The sequence below is a fragment of the Enterococcus malodoratus ATCC 43197 genome, assembly GCF_000407185.1.
In the GTDB taxonomy this organism is placed as follows: Bacteria; Bacillota; Bacilli; order Lactobacillales; family Enterococcaceae; genus Enterococcus_A; species Enterococcus_A malodoratus.
The window spans coordinates 1,700,663-1,727,660 of the sequence record NZ_KE136481.1 but is presented as its reverse complement, the minus strand read 5'-3'; the positions used below and the strand labels follow the sequence as shown (position 1 = coordinate 1,727,660).

At 40.6% G+C, this 26,998-nt stretch carries 23 protein-coding genes; 20 read left to right on the top strand and 3 right to left on the bottom strand.

Annotation, left to right across the window (positions count from 1 at the left end):
- Positions 1-20: 20 nt before the first annotated feature.
- Positions 21-2,282: a bifunctional glutamate--cysteine ligase GshA/glutathione synthetase GshB gene (gene gshAB, locus I585_RS08405; RefSeq protein WP_010742803.1), complete on the top strand. Its 2,262-nt coding sequence runs from the start codon at positions 21-23 to the stop codon at positions 2,280-2,282.
- 32 nt (positions 2,283-2,314) lie between these two features.
- Here the strand turns inward: gshAB and I585_RS08400 are convergent, their stop codons facing one another.
- Together I585_RS08400 and I585_RS08395 are read right to left on the bottom strand one after the other, a co-directional pair.
- On the bottom strand, positions 2,315-2,860 hold the full coding sequence (locus I585_RS08400) for an LOG family protein (RefSeq protein ID WP_010742804.1): 546 nt from the start codon (positions 2,858-2,860) through the stop codon (positions 2,315-2,317).
- 116 nt (positions 2,861-2,976) lie between these two features.
- Positions 2,977-3,375 (bottom strand): hypothetical protein, encoded by a 399-nt coding sequence (locus I585_RS08395; RefSeq protein WP_010742805.1) that lies wholly within the window; start codon positions 3,373-3,375, stop codon positions 2,977-2,979.
- A gap of 132 nt (positions 3,376-3,507) precedes the next feature.
- Here I585_RS08395 and I585_RS08390 point away from each other — a divergent pair, with 132 nt between their 5' ends.
- From I585_RS08390 to I585_RS08340, 11 genes are all read left to right on the top strand, one after another.
- Entirely contained in the window at positions 3,508-4,407 is a 900-nt protein-coding gene (locus I585_RS08390; RefSeq protein WP_010742806.1) for a metallophosphoesterase, read from the top strand.
- Positions 4,408-4,423: 16 nt separating this feature from the next.
- On the top strand, positions 4,424-5,770 hold the full coding sequence (locus I585_RS08385) for a hypothetical protein (protein ID WP_010742807.1): 1,347 nt from the start codon (positions 4,424-4,426) through the stop codon (positions 5,768-5,770).
- Positions 5,754-6,203 (top strand): YaiI/YqxD family protein, encoded by a 450-nt coding sequence (locus tag I585_RS08380; RefSeq protein ID WP_010742808.1) that lies wholly within the window; start codon positions 5,754-5,756, stop codon positions 6,201-6,203. Before I585_RS08385 ends, I585_RS08380 begins: the two co-directional genes overlap by 17 nt.
- A 100-nt stretch (positions 6,204-6,303) precedes the next feature.
- The gene (locus tag I585_RS08375) at positions 6,304-7,368 is read left to right on the top strand and encodes a D-alanine--D-alanine ligase (RefSeq protein WP_010742809.1); all 1,065 of its coding nucleotides are present in this window, start codon (positions 6,304-6,306) and stop codon (positions 7,366-7,368) included.
- A gap of 307 nt (positions 7,369-7,675) precedes the next feature.
- A complete protein-coding gene (locus I585_RS08370; protein ID WP_010742810.1) occupies positions 7,676-9,031 on the top strand; it encodes a UDP-N-acetylmuramoyl-tripeptide--D-alanyl-D-alanine ligase in 1,356 nt (451 codons plus the stop codon).
- 331 nt (positions 9,032-9,362) lie between these two features.
- Positions 9,363-10,922, top strand: coding sequence for a degradosome RNA helicase CshA (cshA, locus tag I585_RS08365; RefSeq protein ID WP_010742811.1), 1,560 nt, complete (start codon positions 9,363-9,365; stop codon positions 10,920-10,922).
- Between the two features lie 146 nt (positions 10,923-11,068).
- Positions 11,069-11,419, top strand: coding sequence for a holo-ACP synthase (gene acpS / locus I585_RS08360; protein ID WP_010742812.1), 351 nt, complete (start codon positions 11,069-11,071; stop codon positions 11,417-11,419).
- Positions 11,420-11,438: 19 nt separating this feature from the next.
- Positions 11,439-12,566, top strand: a complete 1,128-nt coding sequence (gene alr / locus I585_RS08355) for an alanine racemase (protein ID WP_010742813.1) — start codon at positions 11,439-11,441, stop codon at positions 12,564-12,566.
- Between the two features lie 282 nt (positions 12,567-12,848).
- Positions 12,849-13,220 (top strand): type II toxin-antitoxin system PemK/MazF family toxin, encoded by a 372-nt coding sequence (locus tag I585_RS08350; RefSeq protein WP_010742814.1) that lies wholly within the window; start codon positions 12,849-12,851, stop codon positions 13,218-13,220.
- Positions 13,221-13,376: 156 nt separating this feature from the next.
- Entirely contained in the window at positions 13,377-13,694 is a 318-nt protein-coding gene (locus I585_RS08345) for a helix-turn-helix domain-containing protein (protein WP_010742815.1), read from the top strand.
- Positions 13,669-13,884 carry a hypothetical protein gene (locus I585_RS08340; RefSeq protein ID WP_034708529.1) on the top strand — a complete coding sequence of 72 codons (216 nt, stop codon included), beginning with the start codon at positions 13,669-13,671 and terminating at the stop codon, positions 13,882-13,884. Before I585_RS08345 ends, I585_RS08340 begins: the two co-directional genes overlap by 26 nt.
- Positions 13,885-13,911: 27 nt before the next feature.
- Here I585_RS08340 and I585_RS08335 read toward each other — a convergent pair whose 3' ends face one another.
- Positions 13,912-14,697, bottom strand: a complete 786-nt coding sequence (locus tag I585_RS08335; protein ID WP_244265978.1) for a sortase domain-containing protein — start codon at positions 14,695-14,697, stop codon at positions 13,912-13,914.
- Positions 14,698-15,180: 483 nt separating this feature from the next.
- Between I585_RS08335 and I585_RS08330 the strand changes: the two genes are divergently transcribed.
- The 8 genes from I585_RS08330 to I585_RS08295 all read left to right on the top strand — a co-directional run bounded on the left by I585_RS08330 (position 15,181) and on the right by I585_RS08295 (position 26,895).
- Positions 15,181-16,635: an AcpB/EbpR/MafR family transcriptional regulator gene (locus tag I585_RS08330; RefSeq protein ID WP_010742818.1), complete on the top strand. Its 1,455-nt coding sequence runs from the start codon at positions 15,181-15,183 to the stop codon at positions 16,633-16,635.
- Positions 16,636-16,758: 123 nt separating this feature from the next.
- Positions 16,759-18,414: a MutS-related protein gene (locus I585_RS08325; RefSeq protein WP_010742819.1), complete on the top strand. Its 1,656-nt coding sequence runs from the start codon at positions 16,759-16,761 to the stop codon at positions 18,412-18,414.
- A 158-nt stretch (positions 18,415-18,572) separates the two neighbouring features.
- On the top strand, positions 18,573-20,312 hold the full coding sequence (locus I585_RS08320; RefSeq protein WP_034708716.1) for an ABC transporter ATP-binding protein: 1,740 nt from the start codon (positions 18,573-18,575) through the stop codon (positions 20,310-20,312).
- Positions 20,302-22,182 carry an ABC transporter ATP-binding protein gene (locus I585_RS08315; protein ID WP_010742821.1) on the top strand — a complete coding sequence of 627 codons (1,881 nt, stop codon included), beginning with the start codon at positions 20,302-20,304 and terminating at the stop codon, positions 22,180-22,182. Before I585_RS08320 ends, I585_RS08315 begins: the two co-directional genes overlap by 11 nt.
- A gap of 5 nt (positions 22,183-22,187) precedes the next feature.
- Positions 22,188-22,748 (top strand): GNAT family N-acetyltransferase, encoded by a 561-nt coding sequence (locus I585_RS08310; RefSeq protein WP_010742822.1) that lies wholly within the window; start codon positions 22,188-22,190, stop codon positions 22,746-22,748.
- A gap of 2 nt (positions 22,749-22,750) precedes the next feature.
- A complete protein-coding gene (locus I585_RS08305; protein WP_010742823.1) occupies positions 22,751-23,683 on the top strand; it encodes an NADP-dependent oxidoreductase in 933 nt (310 codons plus the stop codon).
- Position 23,684: 1 nt separating this feature from the next.
- Positions 23,685-24,005, top strand: a complete 321-nt coding sequence (locus I585_RS08300; RefSeq protein WP_010742824.1) for a hypothetical protein — start codon at positions 23,685-23,687, stop codon at positions 24,003-24,005.
- A 154-nt stretch (positions 24,006-24,159) separates the two neighbouring features.
- Positions 24,160-26,895 (top strand): YhgE/Pip domain-containing protein, encoded by a 2,736-nt coding sequence (locus I585_RS08295; protein WP_010742825.1) that lies wholly within the window; start codon positions 24,160-24,162, stop codon positions 26,893-26,895.
- The last annotated feature ends 103 nt before the right edge of the window (positions 26,896-26,998 follow it).

Below are 26,998 nucleotides of genomic sequence, written 5' to 3'. Positions count from 1 at the left end.
CATGGGAGGGCAATGAACAAATGAATACTAAAAAAATGATGGCACAAGAAAAGGTTAAGCCTTTTTTGCTGCAAGCACGTTATGGGATTGAAAAAGAAAGCCAACGGGTAACACTGGAAGGTGAGTTAGTACATACGGATCATCCAGCACCGGTCGGTAATCGAAGTTTCCATCCTTATATCCAAACAGATTTTTCAGAAACACAATTAGAACTGATCACGCCAGTTACTGAATCCGTGGATGAAGTATTGGCTTATTTAGAGGCAATCCACGATGTCGCGCAACGAAGTATGCCGAAAAATGAGATGATGTGGCCTTTTTCTATGCCGCCTGTCTTACCAGAAAAAGAGGAAGACATCCAAATAGCAAAATTGGAGCGTCATGCAGATGTCTTATATCGTCGTTACTTGGCGCGGGAATATGGCAAACGAAAACAAATGGTAAGCGGTATCCATTTCAACTTTGAATATGGTTTGGATCTAGTAAAACAATTGTTTTTAGCACAAACTGAAGAAGCCTCAATGGAGAACTTTAAGACACGTCTATACATGAAAATCGCACGCAACTTTTTACGTTATCGTTGGTTGCTGACCTACTTATTTGGTGCGAGTCCTTTGAGTGAAGCACGCTATTTTGATGAAGAGGATCGACCAAAAGAGCCGGTGAGAAGTATCCGTACCAGTCACTATGGTTATGTGAATAAGCCGGATGTGCAAGTCTCTTACGAAACATTGTCCCGTTATAGTGAAGACTTGGCAGAAAATGTATCTCAGGGTCGATTATCAGAAGAAAAAGAATTTTACGCACCGGTCCGCATGCGGGGCGGGAAAAAAGTCGCAGATCTTTTTCATACAGGGATTCGTTACGTTGAATTACGAAATATTGATTTGAATCCTTTTGATCGTGTGGGTATTGATGCGGACACAATCGAGTTTATTCATTTATTCATGCTTTATTTATTATGGACGGATGAAAAATTACCAGCTGATGAATGGGTAGCTGAAGGAAATCAGATTAGCGATGCAGTCTCACTAGAACACCCAGCAAAAACTACAGCTTATGTAGCTGAAGGACAAGCTATTTTTAGCGAAATGCTGCAAATGGTTGATGAATTGGAACTAGCTGGCGGCGAATTGTTAGAGCGATATCAGGCATGGCTTGATCAACCAGAAAAAACTTTAGCAGCGAGAATACTTGTTCTAGATGAAACCGAAGGACAAGCTGCAGTGGCCACCGAATTGGGCCGTAAGTTTTATGATCAAGCTTGGGCACATCCTTACCAATTAGCAGGTTTCCAAGAAATGGAATTGTCTACACAAAATCTCTTGTTCGATGCGATTCAAAAGGGAATTGAGACAGAAGTGCTGGATCGACAGGATCAATTCGTCAAGCTGGAACATGCCGATCATCAAGAATTAGTAAAAAATGGCAATATGACCAGTAAAGATACGTACATTGCACCATTATTGATGGCAAATAAAACGGTCACTAAAATTGTGTTGGCAAGAGCCGGTTTTCGTGTGCCAGAGGGCGAAACATTTGGTTCGATGGAGGCCGCTAAAAAAGCTTATCCGCGATTTGCTCAAAAGGCTTTTGTTATCAAACCAAAATCGACGAACTATGGTTTAGGAATTACGATCTTTAAAGGTGAGACTTCCATGATCGATTTCAATGCGGGGCTAGCGATCGCTTTTGATGAAGATGCTGAAGTGATTATCGAAGAGTTTATGCCAGGAACTGAATATCGTTTCTTTGTGATCGATCATCAAGTGAAGGCTGTTTTACTGCGAATTCCGGCAAATGTTATCGGTGATGGTAAACGAACAATCGAGGAGTTAGTTGCCGAAAAAAATGCAAATCCTTTACGTGGAACCAATCACCGTTCACCACTGGAAAAAATCCAATTAGGGGATTTGGAACAGTTAATGTTGAAGGAACAAGGACTGCGAATCGATAGTGTACCTGAGAAAGAGCAGCAAGTTTTCTTGCGAGAAAATTCAAATGTATCAACCGGTGGAGATTCAATTGATGTGACTGATGAAATCCACGAAAGCTACAAACAATTGGCGATCGATGCTGTGGAAGTATTAGGTGCTAGCATCAGCGGTATTGATTTGATTATTCCAGACAAAGAAAAACCGTATGAAACACAGGAGGACTATGGAATCATCGAAGCGAACTTCAATCCGATGATGCACATGCATATCTATCCATATGTCGGCAAGAGTCATCGCTTAACAATGGATGTACTGCGCTTTTTGTATCCTGAAATGGACATCTAAAAATAAGACGCCGCTGAATGGTTCAGCGGCGTCTATTTTTTGTAATAATCGTGAATAAATGTATCCATTTCAGATAGAGACTCAGAAAACAAAACTAACTGACGATCTTCTTTTGATAAAAAATCTTGTTCGACCATCTGATCAAAGAATTCTTGTAACAGTTGATAATAGTTTTTGACGTTAAATAAAATACAGGGACTATTATTTTGTCCGACACGCGCCCATGAATAAGCCTCACTTATTTCCTCTAGAGTACCGACTCCGCCAGGTAGAGCAATGCAGACATCCGCGTATTGTATCATGGCTTTTTTGCGTTCATCCAAATCAGCTACGGTGATCATCTTTGTCAGATGCGTGTGGACACGTTCGAGATCGTGTAAAAAATCTGGCATGATCCCAATCACTGTTCCACCTTCGTTCAGAACACTATCAGCGACCACACCCATCAGACCGAGTTTACTTCCGCCGTAGACAAGCTCGTAATTATTTTCGGCAATCCAATGGCCTAAATTTTTTGCGGCAGCTTGATAAGCAGGGTCAGACCCATGGTGGGCACCACAAAAAACAGCGATGCGCATTTGATCACCTCCCAAAAATTGAATGGTTTGTGTATTAGCAGGACTAAAATTTTTATTCGTTTTTATTAAATTGATTTTGTGGAACATGCAGGACGAGTAAAAAGAAGCTGGATTGTCTAATCATTTAATTCGATTGTTTGCTTCGTTTCTTCCACTGTCAGACCGGTTTTTTCTTCCCACCAGGCTTTCATTTCTTTTTCGTAATTGTTTGGAAAGTGATTGACCATATCAATCAATGGATCGCCTTGAATCTGAGTATGAGGAAAGTTCATCGCCAGATTAAATTTTAGTTCTTTCAAAAGGCTGTAGTATTGAAACATCATATAGTACATTTCCTCGTCATTGTTACTAGCCAAAACTAATGCTGCGCGATCAAGCATGAATCCCAAACTTCGCATCATAAATAAAAAGCCGGGTAACTCTTCGGTTTCAATGTCATCAACCTCTTTTAAAATATCAATGTGCAGATCAAGCGCTTGCAATAAATCGGTTTGTAGATTTTGATAAGTGACCATCAAGAACCCCTCCTTCAATAATATCTATAAATTAAGTATAGCACAGACGTGAAATTTCCTTGTAAGACTATCAGCATTTGACTCGCATTATTACGATGAGTTGTGTAAAGTAGACGGGAAGGAGGCGGTGAGATGGGAAAACTAGCTGTGATCACGGATCTGCACGCAGATATTAATCACTTAGGTGAGATAGAATTAACTAAGCTTTTCACATTATTGCGTGAACATGAGGTGACACGTCTGCATTTTGCTGGGGATACTGCAAATAAGATCGATCAGACATTGTCAGTCAATCAATTTTTCCGTCAACGTGGAATACCGACTACTTTTAATTTAGGAAATCACGAAATGGGCAATGTCAAAGGGGAACAGATGATTGAACATTATCCTGACAGCCATTTTCTAAACTTGCGTTATCTGCCATTGAATCAACAAACAGTATTATTAGGATTTAATGGATGGTATGATTATGGTTTTTCTGAATTAGATGACTCGCAGCAAATCCGCTCGATTAAAAACATCTATTGGTTTGATCGAATTATTGAACGTTTTTCGGACGATCAAACGGTGGATCGAGAAATTTTACGACAATTACGCATTGTTTTGGATGATTTGGCACGAAAAAACTATCAAGTTATTCTGGTAACACATTTCGTGCCTAAAGAAGAATTTATTGTTCATCTAAGCGGTAAGTATCAAATTTGGAATAAACTGAATGCTTTTTTAGGTTCACAGGAGCTGGGAAAGCTATTGGATCAGTATCCGAATGTTCAGCAGGTTGTGTTTGGACACACGCATCGACGATTTGAAGATCAAAGGATTCATGACACGATCTATAGTTGTCGGCCCTTAGGCTATTATTATGAATGGGGAATCACGCGAGATTTTGTGTTAGATAATCAACTGGCGGAAAATTTTATTCCGATGAAGATGCGCAGTGTGTTGAATAAGCATCAAGCAGAATTTGCCGCATACAAAGAGGAGCACTTAATCGAAGAGTTTCGCAAAGCATTAACGTTGATCTCTTATTAGTGGAAGGATATTTTTTATGGAAGCAATTAAAAATTTTTTACGACAATTTACTCAGACAACTCCATTCGTATTATCAAATACAATGATTGTCATTCCCTATTTATTATTTATGCATTTGATTGATCCGCGGATGTCCGTAACAGTCTTGCCTTTTGTTCTATTCTATACGTTTAGAGTGACTGGGATTTTCTTGATTCGCGGACTGTATCGTTCGATCGATCAGTATACTTTGTTAATGGTCGCACTTTTAGTCGGAGGAATCGGTTCATTCCTGACGTTAATGGGGACACTAAATTTTACCTTCTATTTGTTTGGCAGTCTGTTTTTAGGGGTGAGTGCGGCTTGGCTGCCTCCGGCCAATACGAGTGTCAATCTTTTTGAAAAATCGAAAGGGTTCCAATCTATGAGCAGCCGTCGCTATTTAGTCGCGCTGATTGTTCTGTTACCATTGTTTTTTGGAACGATGATCGCTTTGCCTTTACAAGCGGTGATTGTACCGAGTATAGTCACACTTTATTTTGTGTGTGCGTATCATACCGTGAAGCATTATCCTCATTATGAAATGGATTTTAAGGAATTAACAAAACATGTCTTTTCTTTTTCTGAGCTAACGTGGTTTATTCTATTTTTTATTGCGCTGTTCTTATTGCGCAGCGGACGTTTATTATTTGATGAATCCATGTTAAACGGGGCGATTATTTTATTCTCAGGTATTTTTATGTTTGCTGTAGTGATTGTGCATCAAGTAAAAGACCGATGGAAGCTGCCGCTCTGGCAAAATGCTCTGACCTTTCTCAATGGAATGCTAGGTAATTTTATTTTTCTTTTTGGCGCGTTTTATGTTGCTGTATACAAAGGAGCAGCATCTCAAGGGCTGTATTTATTTTTACCGTATCTTTTAGGTGTCATTGGTTCTCTAGTTTTGGCTGGAAAAGTTCGGAGATCGTTTAAAAATGATTTGATGGTTCAGCTGATTGGCTTAACAGTGGGATTATTATTGTTGAGTGTGCGCGTTTTGTTCCCATTAGCTATTTTTGTTTTAACGTTTTTTCAGAAAGGGACAAGTTCGTGGTTGAATCGTTTGTATTATCAAACAGAAAGTATTGATAAGCAGCAGCGGATTACGGCAAAATATTCGACTTCCAATAAAGGGAGTATTACGCATCAGTTTATTTTGATGTTCTTAATGCTGATTGCATTACAGATAAAGGATTTGCCTGACAAGGATATTTTTTTGCTGCGCAGCTTGCATACGACAGATATCCTTGCAACAATGGACATAGTAAAATTTGCCTCAATCATCATTTTGCTGGTTAGTATTGGGCTGATTGGAAGGATTGGAAAACATGCGTTTGATCATTGATGGCGATGGTTCGCCAGTAAAAGATACCACGATTGCGGTTGCCGAGAAATATGGGCTGCCGGTAGTCATCGTAACTAGTATCGATCATTATTCAAAAAAAGAATACCCTGATTTTGTGGAATTTATTTATGTTGATCGCGGTGCGGATTCGGCAGATTTCAAAATTGTTTCTGTTATTCAGCCGGATGATTTTTTGATTACGCAAGACTATGGATTGGCTTCTTTGACGTTGGCTAAGGCCGCTCATGTGTTACACCAGTCGGGATTGGAATATACGCAGATGAATATCGATGCTTTATTGACACAACGTTTTATCGGTAGTAAGATGCGACAAGCAAAACAACGCACAAAAGGCCCTAAACCTTTTACAAATGAAGATCGGGAACATTTTAGGAGTGTTCTGGAAAGCTTGATTCAACAGTCATTGCTGTAATCTAAATGATAAGCTTTGTAATACTTGTAAAATTTCTTTTTGGGGATTTTGATTTTTGTGCTAAAATGTTAGGGATCAGAAAGTAATGGAGGATACTCAGTTGAAAATTATTTTACTTTATGGTGGGAAAAGTCCAGAGCATGATGTAGCAATTTTGTCGGCCTTTTCAGTTATTTCTGCGGTTTATTTTGACTACTATCAAGTACAACTTATCTATATTGATAAAACCGGTCAATGGGTCAAAGGCCCCTTGTTAACGGAGGCGCCAGAAACAGATGAAACGTTGCGCTTGACGTGGGACCCAACTGGTCATGAAGTCGAAGGCTTTAGCGGCAAGGTGATTGCACCCGGGGATATCAAAGAAGACAATGCGATCGTTTTCCCAGTCTTGCATGGACCAAACGGTGAAGATGGAACGATTCAAGGCTTCTTAGAGACATTGGATATGCCTTATGTGGGAGCAGGAGTTGTAACGAGTGCCTGTGCGATGGATAAGATCATGACGAAATATATCTTACAAGCCGCCGGAATTCCACAAGTTCCTTATGTGCCCGTTTTGAAAAACCAATGGAAAGAAAATCCTAAGCAAATCTTTGATAAATGTGAGGGTACTTTATTGTATCCAATGTTTATTAAACCAGCTAACATGGGTTCAAGTGTTGGTATTTCACGAGCAGAAAATCGTGAGGAATTACAAAATGCGTTACAAGAAGCTTATCGTTATGATTCTCGTGCTTTAGTCGAACAAGGAATTGATGCTCGTGAGATTGAAGTTGCTGTTTTAGGAAACGATGATGTGCGTACAACGTTACCTGGTGAAGTCGTGAAAGAAGTTGCTTTTTACGATTACAATGCGAAATACATTGATAATACGATTCAAATGGCAATTCCCGCTGAAATTCCTGAAGAGGTAATGCAAAAAGCACGGGATTATGCGAAATTAGCCTACACAATGTTAGGCGGATCAGGACTTAGCCGTTGCGACTTTTTCTTAACGAATAAGAATGAGTTATTTTTGAATGAATTGAATACGATGCCGGGATTTACTGAATTCAGTATGTATCCATTGTTATGGGAGAATATGGGCTTGAAGTACGGTGATTTGATCGAAGAATTGATCCAATTAGGTACGAAACGTTATGAACAACAAGCCGCCTTTGAATAATTAGGCAACTGTTTAATCACAAACAGGACTTGAGACAGGATTCCGTTTGGATGATGTTTCAAGTTCCTTTTAAATGTGTGGAGATATAAATTTTTTCAAAGCAGTATTTGTATTAGAAGTATTATTGTCCGACTCACCAAACTGGCTTCTTTTAAGAAGTAGTCCATCAAGTGTTAGTAGACTTGGCTAAAGCATAGTTGCTTCCTGTATAGGGATTTAATTAATGCTTTAAAAAAAGTTTATTGCCGCACCGGCCAGTTTGCGAAGTCTTTCTTGTAGTCAGAAACAAAAATTTGGGAGGAACACCATGAATTTTACAACGACAATCATCAGCAGGGCCGTTCAAGGTGAAGTATTGACGGAAAATGAGGTGACCGTTACTGGTGTCGAATTCGATTCACGAAAAATCAAGGCTGGCGATTTGTTTGTTCCATTGCAGGGAACAAATGATGGCCATGAGTTTGTAGCAAAAGCAATTGAAAATGGCGCGACCGCGACATTATGGAGTCAAGAGGCAGAAAAAGCGCCTGAGGGAATCGCCGTGGTTCTGGTGAAGGATACATTATTAGCTTTTCAAGCGTTAGCAAGCTATTATCTGCTAGAAGAAAATCCAGATGTTATTGCGATTACAGGCTCAAATGGTAAAACGACAACAAAGGATATGACTGAATCCGTCCTTAGCCAAAAGTTTCGGACCTATAAAACCCAAGGCAACTATAACAATGATATCGGTCTGCCTTATACAATTTTACATATGCCAGAAGGAACAGAAAAGTTGATTCTGGAAATGGGCATGGATCATGCTGGTGAAATCAGTATTTTATCTGAATTGGCTGAACCCGATGTTGCGGCAATTACGATTGTTGGCGAAGCCCATATTGAAAACTTAGGATCACGGGAAAAAATTGCGGATGCAAAGATGGAGATAACAACCGGGCTTGCGACTAATGGCTTGTTGGTTATCCCTGCGGATGAGCCGTTATTGGAAGAACGGACACATTCATTGTCGCAAACGGTAGAAACGGTTGGGATTCAAAAGGGAGAGTTATCTGCTACGATCCTAAATGAGGATAAAGGTGCAACCGTCTTTTCTGTTGATGATAATGGCTATCAAATTCCATTACCTGGCAGTTACAATGTCCAAAATGCCTTGATTGCTATGGCGATTGGCCGTTGGTTTGGTTTAGAGAATGATGAAATTTTCCAAGGCCTGGCTTACGTACAGGTGACACAAAATCGAACGCAGTGGTTAAAAGCCAGTAATGGTGCAGATATCTTGAGCGATGTTTACAATGCCAATCCGACAGCGATGGGCTTAGTACTAGATACCTTTGCGAAGTTACCGACAGAAGGACGGCGATTGGCTGTTTTGGCAGATATGTTGGAGTTAGGGGCAGATTCATTTTCGCTGCATACTAGTATGGTAGAGCATATCAATGATCAAGACTTTCATGAGATTTTTCTATACGGTGATGAAATGAAAGGTTTGAAAGTTGCTTTAGCGGATCGCTATCCGACATTAGCAGTTCATTATTTTAGTAAAAATGATAAGCAGAAAATGGTGGATACAATCAAAAACAGTTTACATGCAGATGACAGTATTGTTTTAAAAGGCAGCAACGGTATGGGCTTGACCGAAGTTGTTGAAGCATTGCAGTCGTAGTGAAAACTTGCAGAAAATGAAATCATGTGCTAAAATAAGCCATTGCCGAGAAATGAAGTAATGATTGAATGCGTCATCCAATAAATTAAAGATTCGCTAACGAGAGTTTCGTTGGCTTACCAATTATTTTTGAGAAGCGGTTGGGACATTTTTCAGTTGAACAATGTCTCAGCCACTTTTTGTGAGAGATGATCCTTCCGCCTGACTTCGCGGAGCGGTTTTTCGGTAGTATCGCCAAGGACGGCAACTATAGGGACAGTTGCAGACTAAACGCAGATACCAAACCATACGCTCTAAATGATAAGGTCAACAGACATTAGGAGGATATCATTTGAAATTCAAAGAACTAAATTTATCACCAGAACTATTGATTGCGGTAGAACGCGCGGGTTTTGAAGAAGCAACACCGATCCAAGCACAAACGATTCCATTAGCTTTAGAAGGAAAAGACGTGATTGGACAAGCACAAACAGGGACTGGTAAAACAGCCGCTTTTGGGTTGCCGATGTTAAACAAGATCGACTCAACGAAAAGTATTTTACAAGGATTAGTTATTGCGCCAACGCGTGAATTAGCAATCCAAACACAAGAAGAACTATTTCGCTTAGGCCGCGATAAAAAAATTCGCGTGCAAGCTGTTTATGGCGGAGCAGATATTGGCCGTCAAATTCGTGGATTGAAAGATCGTCCGCATATCGTTGTAGGAACACCTGGCCGGATGCTGGATCATATCAATCGCCACACCTTAAAATTAGAAACCGTTGAAACGCTTGTCTTAGATGAAGCAGATGAAATGCTAAATATGGGCTTCTTAGAAGATATTGAAAAAATCATCAGTAAAGTCCCTGAACAACGCCAAACATTATTGTTTTCAGCAACAATGCCTGATGCAATTAAAAAAATCGGCGTTAAGTTCATGAAAGCACCAGAACACGTGAAAATCAAAGCCAAAGAAATGACGGCTGATTTGATTGATCAATATTATGTTCGTGCAAAAGATTATGAAAAATTTGATGTTATGACTCGTTTGTTTGATGTTCAAACACCAGATTTAGCAATCGTTTTTGGTCGTACCAAACGTCGTGTTGATGAATTAGCACGTGGATTAGAAGCTCGCGGTTACAAAGCTGAAGGTATCCATGGTGATTTATCACAACAAAAACGGATGAGTGTATTACGTTCATTCAAACGTGGGGATCTTGATATCTTAGTTGCGACAGATGTAGCTGCCCGCGGGTTAGATATTTCAGGAGTAACTCATGTTTATAACTATGATATTCCACAAGATCCAGAAAGCTATGTTCACCGTATCGGTCGTACAGGGCGTGCTGGTAAAGGCGGTATGTCAGTAACTTTCGTTACACCAAACGAAATGGGCTATTTACATGTGATCGAGAACTTGACGAAAAAACGCATGAATCCAATGCGTCCACCAACCGAAAAAGAAGCCTTCAAAGGCCAATTAGGTGCGGCAATGGAACAAATCCAAAGCCAAATGGAAGAAAATTCGGATAGTTTAGAAAAATACAGTGAGTCAGCGCAAGAACTACTGGCAGCTTACTCTCCAGAAGAATTAGTCGCATTGTTATTGAAAACAACGGCTAAAGATCCTGCAGACTCTGTACCGGTAAAAATCACACCAGAACGCCCATTGCCTTCAAATAAAAAAGGCGGCTTCAATCGTGGCGGCGGTGGCGGCAAACGCGGTGGCGGTAATAACCGTGGCGGCGGACGCGGTAAAGATAATTACCGTAAAGATCGCGATCGTAACAGCAGCAGCAATAAAAACAAAAATTACGGTGGAAACAAACAACGCAGCAACAATAAAAATACAAACCGCAGCAACGATAAAAAACGCGGCTTTGTAATCCGTACGAACTCAAACGATTAATTTTTAATCACTTTCAAAGCCATCAATCTTTTTGATTGATGGCTTTTTGCTTGATATGAATGATTTCACACGGATTCTTAAAAAAAGTCATAGCATTTAACTAAGTCTTTGGTAAAATAAAGATGTTACTTGAAAGGGTTGAGAACATGATCAAAGGAATCGGAATCGATGCGACAGAGCTTGAAAGGGTCGCGAAGATCATTGAAAGGCGGCCGCATTTCGTAGAACGAATATTAACTCCGGCTGAGCAGACCCTTTTTACTAGCCATTCTTCGCATCGTCAGGTAGAATTTCTAGCAGGACGGTATGCATGTAAAGAAGCTTTTTCTAAAGCTTGGGGGACCGGTATCGGAAAAGTAAGTTTTCAGGATTTAGAAATTTTAAGAGATGATAATGGTGCACCCGCCTTTACAAAATCACCTCATCAGGGCAAGGTCTTTGTCAGCTTGACCCACACAGAGGAACTAGCAATCGCGCAAGTATTGCTAGAGGAATAGAAAGAAGGACACTGAGTTTATGGTTGTAACGTATCATCGACCTACAAGAGCTATCATACATAGGAAAGCATTGAGAGAGAACATTAAAAATGAGATTGACCGTTTGCCAGAGGGGTTTGAATTATTCGCTGTAGTCAAAGCAGACGGGTACGGACATGGTGCGATAGCTACCGCACAAATGGCTTTATCTGTTGGGGCTACTGGTTTTTGTGTAGCAACATTAGACGAGGCAATCGAGTTAAGAGAAGCAGGTATCACGGAACCAATATTAGTGTTGAGTGTCGTTTTTCCAAGTTATTTGTCACTAGTTGTTGATTATGATTTATCGATCACCGTGGCAACAAAGGAATGGCTGATTGAGTCACAAGAAGTATTAAAAGACTTAGAGGAAACGACTGCTCCGATCAAAATCCATATTAAAGCAGACACCGGTATGGGACGGATTGGTTTTCTAACACCAGAAGAAGTGAAGGAAGCGGCAGAAATCATAGAGGCGTCACCCAATATGATTTGGGAAGGTCTATTTACTCATTTTGCTACAGCAGATGAAAAAGATACTTCTTATTGGCACAAACAAGCGGAACGTTTTAATGAGGTGATTGCAGCATTGGATCACTTACCTCGTTACGTGCACTCAAGTAATAGTGCGACCGCTTTGTGGCACGACCAAGAAATGCCGGGTAATATGATTCGTTACGGTGTCGGGATGTATGGTTTGAATCCGTCGGGTCATGAACTGCCTGAAACCTATCCATTGAAACCAGCGATGGAATTAGTATCCGAGTTGATTCAAGTCAAAGAATTAGCCTCAGGTGAAGGTGTAGGGTATGGAAAAACTTACGATACACCCAAAAAAGAATGGATTGGTACTATTCCGATTGGGTATGCGGATGGTTGGCTGCGAAAGATGCAAGGCTTTTCATTATTAGTTGATGGTGAATTCTGCGAAATTGTCGGCCGTGTTTGCATGGATCAATTAATGATCCGCTTGCCGCGAGATTTTAAAGTTGGAACGAAAGTCACGCTGATCGGTAAAAACAATGGTCAAGAGATTACGATGCAAGATGTGGCAGATCATTTAGGAACGATTCATTATGAAGTATGCTGTATGCTTTCCGAACGTGTTCCAAGGATTTATCAAGAGTAAGTGCAATCAAGAAATATTTTTATTTTTTGAACAAGGTAATAAGAGTTTAGAGGAATGATATACAGTAAGAACAACGGGGGCATTTTTCGTTTGAAAAATGGCTACATAAAAAGGAGTAAGGATGTCAGTTCCTCTTTTTGCAGTATGCTCCGGTGAGACAAGACACGTATGGTAGTAATAGGAATAAGGTAATAAGAGTTTAGAGGAATGATATACGGCAAGAACATCGGGGGCATTTTTCGTTTGAAAAATGACTACATTAAAAGGAGTAAGGAGAATACTATGGTTAAGCGTGGTGATATCTATTTTGCAGATTTATCGCCAGTTATTGGTTCTGAACAGGGAGGAATCCGTCCGGTATTGGTGATCCAAAATAATTTGGGTAATCATTTTAGCCCAACGATCATCATTGCAGCAATCACGGCAAAAATGGCGAAGCCCAAATTACCAACACATATTGGAATCAAATCAAATGGTACCGGAATCGAACGGGATTCAGTGATTTTATTAGAGCAGATTCGCACAATCGATAAATCTCGTTTGAAAGAAAAGGTCTGTCACTTAGATCGTTGTCTGATGGCCGAGGTTGATGCTGCTTTACGTATCAGCGTTGGCATCGAAACGATGTCTGCAATCACACCGAATCTTACATAAAGCTGAATTTATTTATTGTTATACCAAGGATGCAACGATTCGTTGCGTCCTTTTTTCATGTGTTCAACGAATTGTCTACCAATGTTTTGTAGTAAACCGGCCATTTCCCATTGTATAATATATTTGTAGAAAGACTGATGAGATGAGGGGAAAACAGTGGTTGAGATTGGCGAGCAGCTCAGATATTTTCGACAAAGGAAAAAGATGAGTCAAAAACAAATTGCAGAACTTTTACATGTTACACCTCAAACTGTTTCTAAGTGGGAATTGAATAAAAGTACACCGGATTATGATCAGTTGATCATTCTTAGCCGAATTTATAGCAAAAGTGTGGATGCTTTGTTAGGACTAGGTAAACCTAGTCTGTGGGACTATCTAGCCGATTCGCAAAATATTAGAGATAAAGTCGCGTTCTTAGGGATGCGTATTTCAGAAAGTGGGGAGGATCATGGAGAGGATTCACAAGATCAATAAATTATTGCTGATTACCTATAATTTAGGTGGATTATGCTTGATGATGATTGGCGGGATGGTTGGTGTACCAGGACCTTCAGGTTATGTCCCAACGGGTATCAAAATTGTCACTGCACTTGTTTTTGGAACGATGCTCATTGCTCATGTTGTCCGTTACGTTTTAGAAAAAAGATTGAAAAAAACAGGCTGATGTGTTTAACGTGTCAGCCTGTTTTTATTATGCTTGTGCGTAAACGATTAGATTAACTGAATCACCAATACAAGTTTGTAAGGTAATTCGTTCGCCGCCGCCAGCAGAAGTGATCTGATCCCAATTATCTTGACCGGAGGCGATGTTTACACCGCTATCGTCGACTTGGACCAAACCGTTTACGATATAAGTTGTTGGATTGCCTGCACTGTCAGTGACCGTAATAGCATCGCTGGGATTGAGAGACAACACGGGTGAAAAGATCCCGGGATTATGTCCGATAAAATGAGTGTTTTGATTGTCGGTGCCGGATTGAATCGGATTGCCGCCCCAGGTCGCTGCGAGGGAGCCGCCATTGATGATGCCTTGTCCGCTGCCTTGCCCACCGTTTTGGTAAGGTAAGGAATGACCGAGAAAAATGATTTGATTTGGTTGAGTGGCGGGTTGCGGAGCAGGCGCTTCAGCTGCGGGTTTAGCGGCCTCTGGAGGTACTTGCGGAGTCTCTTGTGCAACCTGAGCGGGCTCCTGCTGCGGCGTTGTTTCCACGGTACCTTCTGCTGCGGCGGGTGGATTTTCTACTGGAGGAATCGGATTTGCCGGAGGTGGTGTCACTGAATTATTGGTTGATTTTACTGCAGTCTCTTTTGAAGTTGAAGAGGCAGGTGTTTTATTTTCAGTTTTTTCTTTTTCACGAGGCTTCTTTTCTTTCACAATGATAAGAACTGTTCGTATGACGGAATCCTTCTTTTTTTTCGCAGTTAAGGTTAAAGCGTATCGTCCTGGTTGATCAGCATGGACGTCCGTGTATTTCATTTGAACTGGTTGGAATTTATCATCAACTGCTTTGTAGTACTGTTCTGGACTGAATGAATCAGTAGTTGTAATGGTAAGAGTGTCTTCACCGTGGATGGTAACGAGGTTCTCTTGTTGCGCTTTTTTTTCAGTTTGTGTCTGGGCGCCAGAGATAGAAGAAAAAATAATGGGTCCAAAGAATAATAGTAGACATACAATAACAACAAAAAAAATGAATGACTTTCTTCTTGATGATTTCAAGGAAAACACCCCTTTTTCTACTTTGATTAAATGATAAAACATGAGTAGAAAATTGAAAATAAAAATAACGTAATTGTTAAAGCGGATTGTTATTTGTGAATTTTAGTTAAATAAATATCAATATTTTTCCGCTTTTATAGAGTTATTTTATGATATACTGACCAAAGAATGTTATAATCTAAAAAAATAAAAATGATTAACTAGATTGAAGATTAGTGACGAATGGGTTAGGAGGGTACTTTTGTGCGGAGATTACTTAAAAATACAACACAACGACGTTTAGCCATCATTGGTGTTTTACGGGACTTAATCGGGTGGCAAAATCCAGAAATGGTTGCCGATCTATTAGATTGCTCGGTGAAGACGATCCTATCTGATGTTGAGGCGATCAATGATTATTGGGGTGAACACGTTGGAGTAGAGTTTTCTCGTACGAATGGCTTGCGGCTGAATAATGCACTCCATAATAGAACGCGCCAATTGGCCCGAAATTTGATGGAGGAATCTGAGGCATTTATTTTTTTGGAGCGGATTTTTTTTCAGCCGAATGAAGATATGGACTATTGGATCAATGAACTGTTCATCAGCGAGGCGACTTTTTATCGGATGATTAAGCAAATTGATAAGGTTTTGGAAGAAAAAGGGCTAGTATTGGAGCGAAGGCCCTTTCGTATCACTGCTAAAAAGGAACGTTGGGTGCGTGTCTTTTATGTACAATTGTTTCTAGAGAAATATGGTTTGAATGAATGGCCTTTCGACTTAGAGCGTGGCCGGATAATTGATTTTATCAAACATGCCAATGATTCTTTCGAGATTTCCTATAATGATCGTGAAATTTTGGAGAGCGGCTATTTGCTGACTGTTATTATCGTACGTACCTCGCAGGGATTTGTTCTGTCGGACGACGAAAAATTGGATTTAAATCCAGCGCTGATAGAAAAGATTTTAACTTTACGTCCAGCGGCTGACCGAACAGTTCAGGATTCAAAATATGTCGTGACGGAGTATTGGTATTATGAGGTTGCTAACAGCTTATTTTGCACGTGTTTTATTACTCGCTTTGAACCAAGTTGTCAAATGATCTTGGGATATTTAGATAATTTTCTTGGCGAACTGGAGAGTATTTTTGACCTGTCATTGGTAGAAGAACAACGAAAAAATATTTTACAGAAATTGCTACGAATCCATGCGTCTTACCAAGTTTATCCATATGCACCATCGATCCTATTTGATTCAGCGGCGTATTTTTCCCGCAACGCGAAATCACACTATCCATACTTCACTAAGTCTGTTCATCAATTGCTGTTACGCATAGAGCGAACAACTGGTGATCCGTGGTTCAGCTCTTTTTACTTTTCCGTTCTTACGGTCTTATTCAAAGAATGGGAAGGGCTGCCTCATTCATTGGATGTTCATTCAACAAAGGTGAAAATATTGGTAGTGAGTGATTCCGGGAAAAGTCACGCAGAAATGCTCGCAGAACTGATCCAAAGTCGATTCCATTTTCGAGTAGTGACTGGGATATACGGAGGTTCAGCATTGGAATTTGAATGCGATGAGAGTTTTAAGGAATATGATTTGGTTATCGCAAATTATCCAATCAAAAATTATTCTTTTGGTAATTTGAAAATCGTCGATGATTTTTTAACAGAGAGCGACCTTTCATCAATCGGTTCATTTGTAAAAGATATTCGTTAGAAGACTTTTTACGGTCTTCTTTTTTTTGATCTTGGTTTCAATTACTTAATTATTTCGTTACACTGTTAATAGCAATTTTTAATCGGTTAGTAAAAGAATAATTAGTAGGACTAGGAGAAGAGAATGAGCCCAAGAGTTTTAGTAATCGGAATAATTTTGATAGCGTTCGCTTTTTTCATTGCTGCAGATATTTTTTCTAAGATTAAATTACGACAATTTGTTCGAAGCCAGTGGGGAAAAATTCCGCATCAGACTCGCCTCGATAAAGAGGAAAGCCTGAAAGCGGCTTGGCAGATTGAAAAACAATTTCATGATTGGGATAGTGAGGTTGATGATTTAACTTGGTACGATTTAGATATGCAAGCCATTTTTGAGTTGATCAATGGTACGTATTCCAGTATTGGCTCTGAAGCGTTGTATCAGCGTTTGCGAAACTATAATTTTGATCACGCGGCGGATCTGGAAGAATTGATTCAGTTTTATCAGGAAAATCCTGAGGTTAGAGAAAAAATCCAATATCATTTTGCCGGTTTGGGGAAAAGAGACAATAATTTTACCAAGCAGTATATCGCGAATGGTAAGAAAGAAAAATTAGGAAATTTGTGGCTGTTTGTTTTATTAGGAACATTGCCGCTCATTAGTTTGGTGATTAGTTTGATCATCGGTCCGTCAGGGATCTTGCTGATGCTTGGTTCGATTCTATTCAATGTCATTTTCTATATGACAAAGAAAGTGAAATTGGAGACTGAGCTGGAGAGTATGCGCTATTTGGTTCAATCAGTATCACTTGCTAATAATTTGAGTAAGATAGCTACTCCGCGGCAAGCCGAAATCATCCAAAATGTCGTTCCATTGAAATCAATCGCGAAGTGGGGTTTTTCTTTCCGGGTGAAAAGTACTAGTGAGGCGGATATTATTTTCGAATATCTCAATCTGGCGTTTATGATTCCTTTTATCGCCTATAATTTTGTGATCACTCGATTGAGCAATTACAGCCAAGAAGCGATCAATTTGTGGAAAGTATTGGGTGAAATGGAGGTTGCTGCGGCGATCTTAAATTTTAGAACCTATTTTCCTGTAAGCTGTCAGCCGTTTTTTTCAACTGGGGGAATTCAGGCCGAAGCTATTTATCATCCACTGGTTGAATATTCTGTAGTTAATCCTGTTGATTGGCAGCAGAATACGCTTGTAACTGGTTCGAATGCTTCGGGAAAATCTACTTATGTTAAAAGTATTGCGATCAGTGCGATTCTGTCTCAGACAATCAACACAGCGATTGCAGAAGAATTTACGATGCAGCCAGGGCACGTCCTGACGTCAATGGCGGTTGAGGATGATATTTTTGCTGGCGACAGTTATTTTGTGGCTGAGATCAAGTCAATTAAACGGCTATTGGATCAAGTGGAGCAAGGGGAACGCTGCTATTGTTTTATCGATGAGATATTAAAGGGAACGAATACGATTGAACGGATTGCGGCTTCGTCTAGTGTAGTGACTTGGTTAGCGAAATATCCGAGTCTCAGTTTTGTAGCGACTCATGATATTGAATTGACTGAGATATTGAAAAACCAATGCGAAAATGTTCATTTTGAAGAGATGGTGACAGAGGAGCAGGGAATCACTTTTGATTATCTGTTAAAACAGGGTCCGGCAGTTACTCGGAATGCGATTGCTTTATTAAAAGTGATGGATTATCCGGAGAAACTAGTGGAGCAGGCTCAGAATGAAGCGCGTCATTTTGATGAACGGCGTACATGGTCAATCATAAATAGCCAGTAGACAGATTTAGCAAAATTTTCCTATTTTTACTGTGAATAAAGAATTGTCCTGAATTCAGGGCAATTCCTTTTTTATGAAAAAAGGGTGAATTTATTAGAAGTTTTGAGCAAAACTCTCTATACTATAGGGAGCTATTGTTAATGAAAGGACGTGACTATATGTTAAAAAAATTACTGGCGAATGTCGGTGAATATAAGAAGCAGAGCTTGCAAACTCCTCTATTTACGATGGGAGAAGTTTTGATGGACGTGATTATGCCGCTAATCATGGCGGGTTTAATTGACAACGGGATCGAAAAAAGTGATACGAATACGATCTTGCGCTATGGCGGACTGCTCTTTTTGTGTGCCCTGTTTGCGCTGGGGATGGGGACGTTAGGGGGGCGAACAGCTGCGATCGCTTCGGCAGGTTTTGCTAAAAATCTACGTCATAATCTGTTTGAACGGATTCAAAGTTTTTCTTTTTCGAATATTGATCGATTTTCAAGTTCAAGTTTGATCACTCGTTTAACGACGGATGTAACGAACGTACAAAATGCTTATCAAATGACGATTCGAATTTTAGTGCGTTCCCCCTTGATTCTGATTTTTTCTTTAGTAATGACCTTTCATATTAATCGGGAGTTATCGATGATCTATTTAGTGATTGTACCGATTATGATCGTAGGACTTGGTCTGATTATTCGCTTTGCTCATCCTTTGTTTGAAAAAGTTTTTCGGACGTACGATCGGTTGAACAATGTTGTGCACGAAAATCTTCAAGGTATCCGTGTCGTAAAATCTTATGTTCGGGAAGATTATGAAGAAGAAAAATTCAGTCGTGTATCTAAAATGGTCTTTGACAATTTTACTAAAGCACAGCGGATCGTTGCCTTCAATATGCCCCTTTTGCAAATTGCGGTCTATACCTGTATGTTGCTGCTTTCGTGGTTGGGTGCCGAATTGATCGTAAATAAAGGCAGTTTGACGACGGGTGAATTGGTCAGTATGTTCAATTACACGATGCAAATTTTAATGAGCTTGATGATGATGTCTATGACCTTTGTTCAATTGATGATCGCGCGAACATCTGCTGAACGGATCACGGAAGTACTTAATGAAGAAAGTGATCTGAAAAATGGGGACGCGCCATTAACGGAAGTGCCAGATGGCTCAGTCGAATTTCAAAATGTTTGTTTCAGTTACAAAGACGACATGGATAAATTGGTTCTAGAAAACATTGATCTAAAGATTACTTCTGGTGAGGTAATCGGGATTGTCGGCGGAACTGGAAGCTCAAAATCTAGTCTGGTCCAATTAATTCCTCGACTTTATGATGTCACTCACGGAGAGATTAAAGTTGGCGGACATGATGTACGCAGCTATGATCTGGAAACGTTAAGGGATCAAGTCGGAATGGTTTTGCAAAATAATGTCTTATTCAGCGGCACCATCAAGGACAACTTACGGTGGGGTGATGATAAAGCAACGGAAGAGGAAGTCGTTCATGCAGCGACGATCGCGCAAGCAGATTCCTTCATTCAAGAGTTTCCTAATAAATACGACACGATGATTTCCGAAGGTGGGAATAATGTTTCTGGTGGACAGAAACAACGTTTAACGATTGCTCGTGCGCTATTGAAAAAGCCAAAAATTTTGATTTTGGATGATTCCACTAGTGCAGTAGATACGAAAACGGATCGGGCCATTCGTGAAGGGTTAACGGAGGAAATTCCAGGTACGACAACCTTTATCATCTCTCAGCGAATCAGCTCTATTCAGGACGCTGACCGGATTATTGTGTTAGATGACGGGAAAATCAATGGTATCGGAACTCACGATGACCTTTTGGCAACTAATGTGATTTATCAAGAAGTCTTTGATTCACAACAGAAAGGATTTGGTGATCATGATGAATAAAAGACCTGCAACCAAATCCAGTCCAATAAAAACGATCAAGCGCTTGTTAAAAATTATGGCCAAGGAACACAAGGTTCAATTGATAATTGTCTTTTTCATGATCCTGCTTAGTGCTTTTGCCAATATACGAGGATCATTGTTCTTACAAGTTGTGATCGATGATTATGTCACACCGCTGATCGGACAAAGCAATCCAAATTTTACGGGATTGCTGAAGGCGATTTTGACGATGGCGATGATTTATGTTGTTGGGATTATTGGGACACTTTCATATAACTTAATCATGGTGAAGGTTTCAGAGGGAACGCAGAAGAAAATTCGCGATCAGATGTTTGAGCATTTAGAAACCTTGCCTTTAGGGTATTTTGATTCGAATGCTGACGGGGATATCATGAGTCACTTTACGAATGATACCGACACACTACGTCAAATGATTTCGCAAAGTATCCCAAACTTGATGATGGCATTTGTAACCTTTGTTTCTGTATTCATCGCAATGTTCTCTTTAAGCATTCCTTTGACGTGTTTTGTGATTGTCTCCGTTTCATTGATGTTTGTGATGCTGCGCTTTATAACGAATCGCAGCGGCAGATATTTTGGCGAGCAGCAGCGTTCCTTAGGGAAGGTCAATGGATATATTGAAGAAATGATGCACGGCCAAAAAGTGGTGAAGATCTTCAATCACGAAAAAGCCGCAATGAAAGAATTTGACGTGATCAATGACCAGCTGCAAGAAAGTGCGACGAAGGCCAATGCTACGGCGAACACGTTGATGCCGATCATGATGAATTTGTTGAATATTCAATACGTTCTAGTGGCAATTATCGGAGGGTTATTCGCTGTTTACGGCGTTTCCGCGTTGACAGTCGGAATGATTGCTTCATTCCTGCAATTGAGTCGATCATTGAATGGTCCAATCAGTCAAATTTCTCAGCAAATCAATTTTGTTATCATGGCCTTAGCCGGTGCCGACCGAATTTTCCAATTATTAGATGAAGAATCGGAGGTTGACGAAGGTTATGTGACGCTGGTGAATGTGAAAGAAGTTAACGGTGAATTAATTGAGACCAATGAACGGACTGGGATTTGGGCATGGAAACATCCCCACGAAGATGGGACGACTTCTTATGTTCGATTAACCGGCGATGTCCGGTTTGAAGACGTTAATTTTGGCTACAACGATGATCAGCTGGTATTGCATGATATCAATCTATATGCGGAGCCGGGTCAAAAAGTTGCCTTTGTCGGCGCAACAGGTGCTGGTAAGACGACCATCACTAATCTGATCAATCGCTTTTATGATATTCAAGAAGGAAAAATCCGTTATGACGGAGTCAATGTAAAGAAAATCAAAAAGAATTCTTTACGCTCTTCTTTGGGAATTGTTTTACAAGATACACATTTATTTACCGGGACGGTTAAAGAGAATATTCGTTACGGGAACTTAAGTGCAACGGATGAAGAAGTTTATCAAGCTGCGAAATTGTCGAATGCGGACACCTTTATCCGGCATTTACCAGATAAATACGATACTGTGATTACTGGCGATGGGGAAGGCCTGTCTCAAGGGCAGCGGCAGTTGCTGGCAATCGCCCGTGCGGCGATCGCTGATCCACCGGTGATGATCTTGGACGAAGCGACTTCCAGTATTGATACTCGAACAGAAGGAATTGTCCAATCGGGAATGGATCGCCTGATGGAAGGTCGAACTGTTTTTGTTATCGCCCATCGGTTATCGACGATTCAAAATTCCGATGTCATCATGGTGATGGATCACGGTCGAATCATCGAGCGCGGTGATCATGAGAGCTTATTGACTGAGCATGGAATGTATTATCAATTGTATACAGGAAAAGTTGAATTGGATTAGCAACTATGGAAAAGGCGTGTCTTGCTTATGTGAGACATGCCTTTTTGTTGGAACAAGTGACGGATAATCGCTACAATGAAAGAAAGGTTCGGAGAGGAAGCGAGGCTATGGAGAGTGAAATTTCACGATTGGTGTTGTCAGAATTATCTGATGTTAAGGAATTGATCAAAAAAGTGTTCACGACTTTTGAGGCACCGGATTATTCTGAGGACGGCATTACGCATTTTATGACCTATTTGGATGAAGAGCTTGAAAAAGAAGTTCGTGCAAATCAAGTGCAGCTTTGGTGCGGAAAAGTTAATCAAAAGATTGTAGGCGTATTAGCCGTCCGCTTGCCTGAACACATTGCACTGCTTTTTGTAGACGAAGCTTATCATCGACAAGGAATCGCGAAGCAGATGTATCAGACAATGCTTTTAGAACTGAAACCGAAAAAGCTGACTGTCAATTCTTCTCCGTACGCTGTACCTGCTTATGAAAAGTTAGGCTTCCGACTTCAAGGCCAAGAAGAAACAGTCTCTGGAATTCGTTTCCAACCAATGATAGCCATTAGAGAGGATGTATGAGGATGAAACGTTTTGCGATAAAAGATTATGGAACAGCGAAAGATGTGTTGATCGAAATTGAGGCGGAACCTCGTCCAGTCGATGATACCCATGTTCGAGTAGCGTTAGCGGCCTTTGCAATTAATCCTTACGATGTTGCCTTACGCCAAGGAGCGATGCGTGATTTTCGTACGCTAAAGTTTCCTTATGTATTAGGAAATGATGGTGCAGGCGTTGTGACGGAAGTCGGCAGTGATGTGACGCATGTAAAAGTTGGCGATGAAGTAATCGTTCACGCAGTAGGCGGAACGTACGGCGAAGAAGTAGTTGTCCCTGGAAAGAAACTCGTGAAGAAACCAAAATCAATGTCATGGGAAGTAGCGGCTGGAGCAGTGACCCCTTGGTTGACAACTTACAATCTAGTGACTCATTTAGTAGGAGATAAGATCGGTGAGACGGTTATGATCCAAGGTGCTTCGGGAGCTGTCGGCTCGCTGCTAGTTCAATTCTTAAAGGTTCAAGGAAAAACGGTTTTGGCTTCGGCATCTAAACGGAACGAAGCGTTGGTTCGTCAAATCGGAGCGGATCAATTCGCTGCTTACGATGAAGAAGACACGGGAGCGATCTTTGCTGATCAAGCGGATACCGTGATCGACGCGACAAAAGGCGGACGTGCTGGTGAAGCCGGTATGCAGATTATGAAAACTGGTGGAAATTTCGTCGCATTGAATGATTTGCCTAGTGAACAAAAGAAAACGGGAAATTATTTATCTTTCGGTCCTTCAAAAGATTATTCCGATGTTGAAGCATTGACGGCGTTGACAGATTTAGCAGACAAAATTCAGTTAACCGTTGCCGAAGTGCTGCCATTTACTTTAGAGAGTGTGGTTGCGGGTCACGAGACATTGGAGGGGCACCCGTTAGCCGGAAAAATCATCATTAAAAAGGCGGAATAACATGGACCAACAAAAATGGTTATTAGTAAAAGCAAACTACGAAGGAACAGAAGATTTAGCTGACGGCTATTATCGCGTGCGGCCAAGTGAGGATGGGTATCAAATGGCCTATCTAGCGGCAGGACCATGCGGCGATAAAATACCTCATCCAGAGGTAACGCTGCGGCAAGAAGGTAATCGAGTCCAGCCGATTCGTTTACGAGACTTGGAAGTAACCCCCATCTTAAATTTATCAGAAGAAAAAGGTGATTTAGATCAAATCGAGGAGCTGACGGACCAACTCTTAGATCGGTTTATAAAGATAAAGAACCTTAGTCTTTAAGCATTTCTTTAGTATTTCATGGGTGAAAAGGGATACAATTGTGACAAATCGTTAGGAATGTCAAAAAAGGTGATTTCAGACGCCCACTAGAATTGAAATTAGCCGAAATTCCGTGCTACAGTAGTTCAGCGAGAAAAAATAGTAGGTGAAATCAATGAAAGTTTTTCAATCTCTTAAACATACATGGAGTCTTTTCAAATTAGATTGGCGACGAGTTTTTAAAAATCCGATCGCCATTTTTCTGATGGCTGCATTGGTCATCATTCCATCCCTTTATGCATGGTTCAACATCAAAGCATTATGGGACCCTTATTCAAACACTGGTGAGTTGCCGATTGCGGTCTACAGTGCTGATGCCGGAGCGAAGTTTCAAGATAAAGACGTTGAGATCGGTAAGGAAGTCGTTAAGAATCTTCACGAGAATAAACAGTTGGGCTGGCGGTTTGTCGACTCAAAGGAACAAGTTGTTGAAGGTGTGAAGTCGGGGAAATATTACGCGGGTATCTATTTACCAAAAGAATTCTCTAAGGACTTATTGAGTTTTACTTCCGGGGAGATTCAAAAGCCGAAGATCGAGTATTACTTGAACCAAAAAATCAATGCCATTGCGCCTAAAATTACCGATAAGGGGGCTGGCTCGATCCAGCAAGAGATCAGTCAAGAATTTATCAAGACGGCAAGCTCGACGCTGTTGAAGGTCTTTAACGAGATCGGCTACGATATTGATGCCAACTTGCTTAGCATTAACAAAGTCAAAAACTTGATTTTGACGACCAATGATAATTTAGGCGAGATTGATAAATACACGCAAGAAGTCGTACAAGTTCAAGGTAAATTGCCTGAGCTGAAAGAAAAATTGGCAAAGGCCAATGAGATACAAACTTATTTGCCGCAAGTTGATGAAATGGGTCAAAAATTGATTACCTTGAATCAAAAGATGCCTGAGATCAAAAGACAGGCTAGTGTCATTTTGACCTTGCAACAAAAAATCCCTGAGATTCAGCAGGCCGGCAATCAGCTTGCACAAGTAGATAATGATTTTTCGGAGATCGAAAAAACGATGAACGACGGAATCAATGAAGCCAAACAAGGGTTGAACATTATCCGTCAAGTCCAAACGATTCTGCCAGATATTCAAAAGCTAGGAAATCAAGCGGACGATCTGGCGAACACTACGAAGGACGGCGCTGAAAAGTTGAAGACTGCCGTACCAAGTATTTCAAGCAGTGTTCAGGTGACGCTGGAATCGATCGGTCAAGTGGCCTCAACCACACAGTCGATTACTGGAGATCTATCTGCTTTATTAGATAAGGAAGAACTAACACCAGATGAAAAGGCACATATCGCTTCAATCATCAGTGATTTCCAAAGTAATTTAGCAGATCAACAAACAGCCATCGATAAACTTAATCAATTTTTGACTGATTTAAAGAAAACAGCTGACGATAATGGCAACACGGAGGCAAGTCAAAACTTAAGTACGATCATTGGTCAATTGGGAGATCTGAAAAATTCTTTAGGTGATCTAAGTAATCGTTTTGGACATCTAAATGATTTAGTTCAAAGCGGGAATACTGCGGAAGCAAAAGCCTACTTGAATGAAATTAACGCTGCCGCGGGAAATATAGCTAATTTTGTCAATGGCATCAATGCTAAACAAATCGGCCAAACGGTCAGTACGATCCTTGATAAATTAATCAATACGATTACGACTGCCCAAGGGGTCTTGAATCAAGCGCAGCAAATCGATTTTGCTTCATTATTGAATTCGACAGAAGGAACCGTCAGCAATGCGATTACCTTCTTGGAGAAATATCAAAAACAAATGCCGGCGATCAGACAAGAAGTTCATGACGCCAATGTTTTATTAAATGGCCACATGAATGAGATCGTCAATGGTATCAACACGGGTGTGGATCTTTATAACAATGAATTGCCCGTTGTTGAACAAAAATTGACTCTGGCTGCTAACTTTATGCAAAATGACTGGCCGGGTGTTAAAAAGGATTTAACTGGCGGTCTAAAAGTAGTTAATGATAAAATGCCGGAAGTTGAGAGTGCCTTAAATCTGGCAACTGACTTGATTAAAAACGACTGGCCATCATTACGCAGCGGGATCCAAAAAGCCGCGAATGCTATCGGCAAGGGTGAAGAAACGATTGATTTCGGTCAGGTCTTGAAGCTGCTGAAATTGGATGCGCAGAAGGAAAGTGATTTCTTTACGAATCCGGTGGATCTACAGACCAATACGATGTATCCGATCGCGAATAACGGTTCGGCTAGTACACCATTCTACACAGCGTTGTGTCTCTGGGTTGGTGCGGTATTATTCTCAAGTGTCACAACAACCGAGTTCGCCCTTGATAAAAAGGATCGTGGCAAATACACGAAGCGTGAACAATTCGGTGCCCGAATGTTGACCTATTTGGTAGTGAGTGTCGGTCAGGCCTTGATCGTAACGCTAGGAAATATGTTCTTATTAGGTGTCTATGTGAAGAATCCGGTATACAGTGTGCTCTTTGCAGTCTTGGTTGCTCTGGCCTTCATGATGATCGTTTACGTGCTCGTCGCGCTCTTTGGAACGGTCGGAAAAGGAATCGCGATTATCATTCTCGTACTTTCGATATCAGGCGGGGGCGGGAATTATCCGATCCAAGTTTCAGGCAAGTTCTTCCAAGCGGTCAATCCTTGGCTGCCGTTTACTCACGCAGTTAATCTATTACGTGAGAGCGCGGGGGGGATCTATTGGCCAAATGCGACTCAAGATATCATTATCATGATTGTTCTTTTCATCGTATTTGGTATTTTAGGGACATGGGCTTATCCTGTGCTGCAACCACATTTGACGAAACTGACAAAAGTCGCTCACGAAAGCAAGATTTTCCATTAATTTTGAATAGTTGAGCACTGATGGCTTTGACTAACTCGTTTTAAGAAATTTTATTTTCATAAAATGAGCTTAGGCATTGCGTAAAAGTTGTTTACTTTCTCTG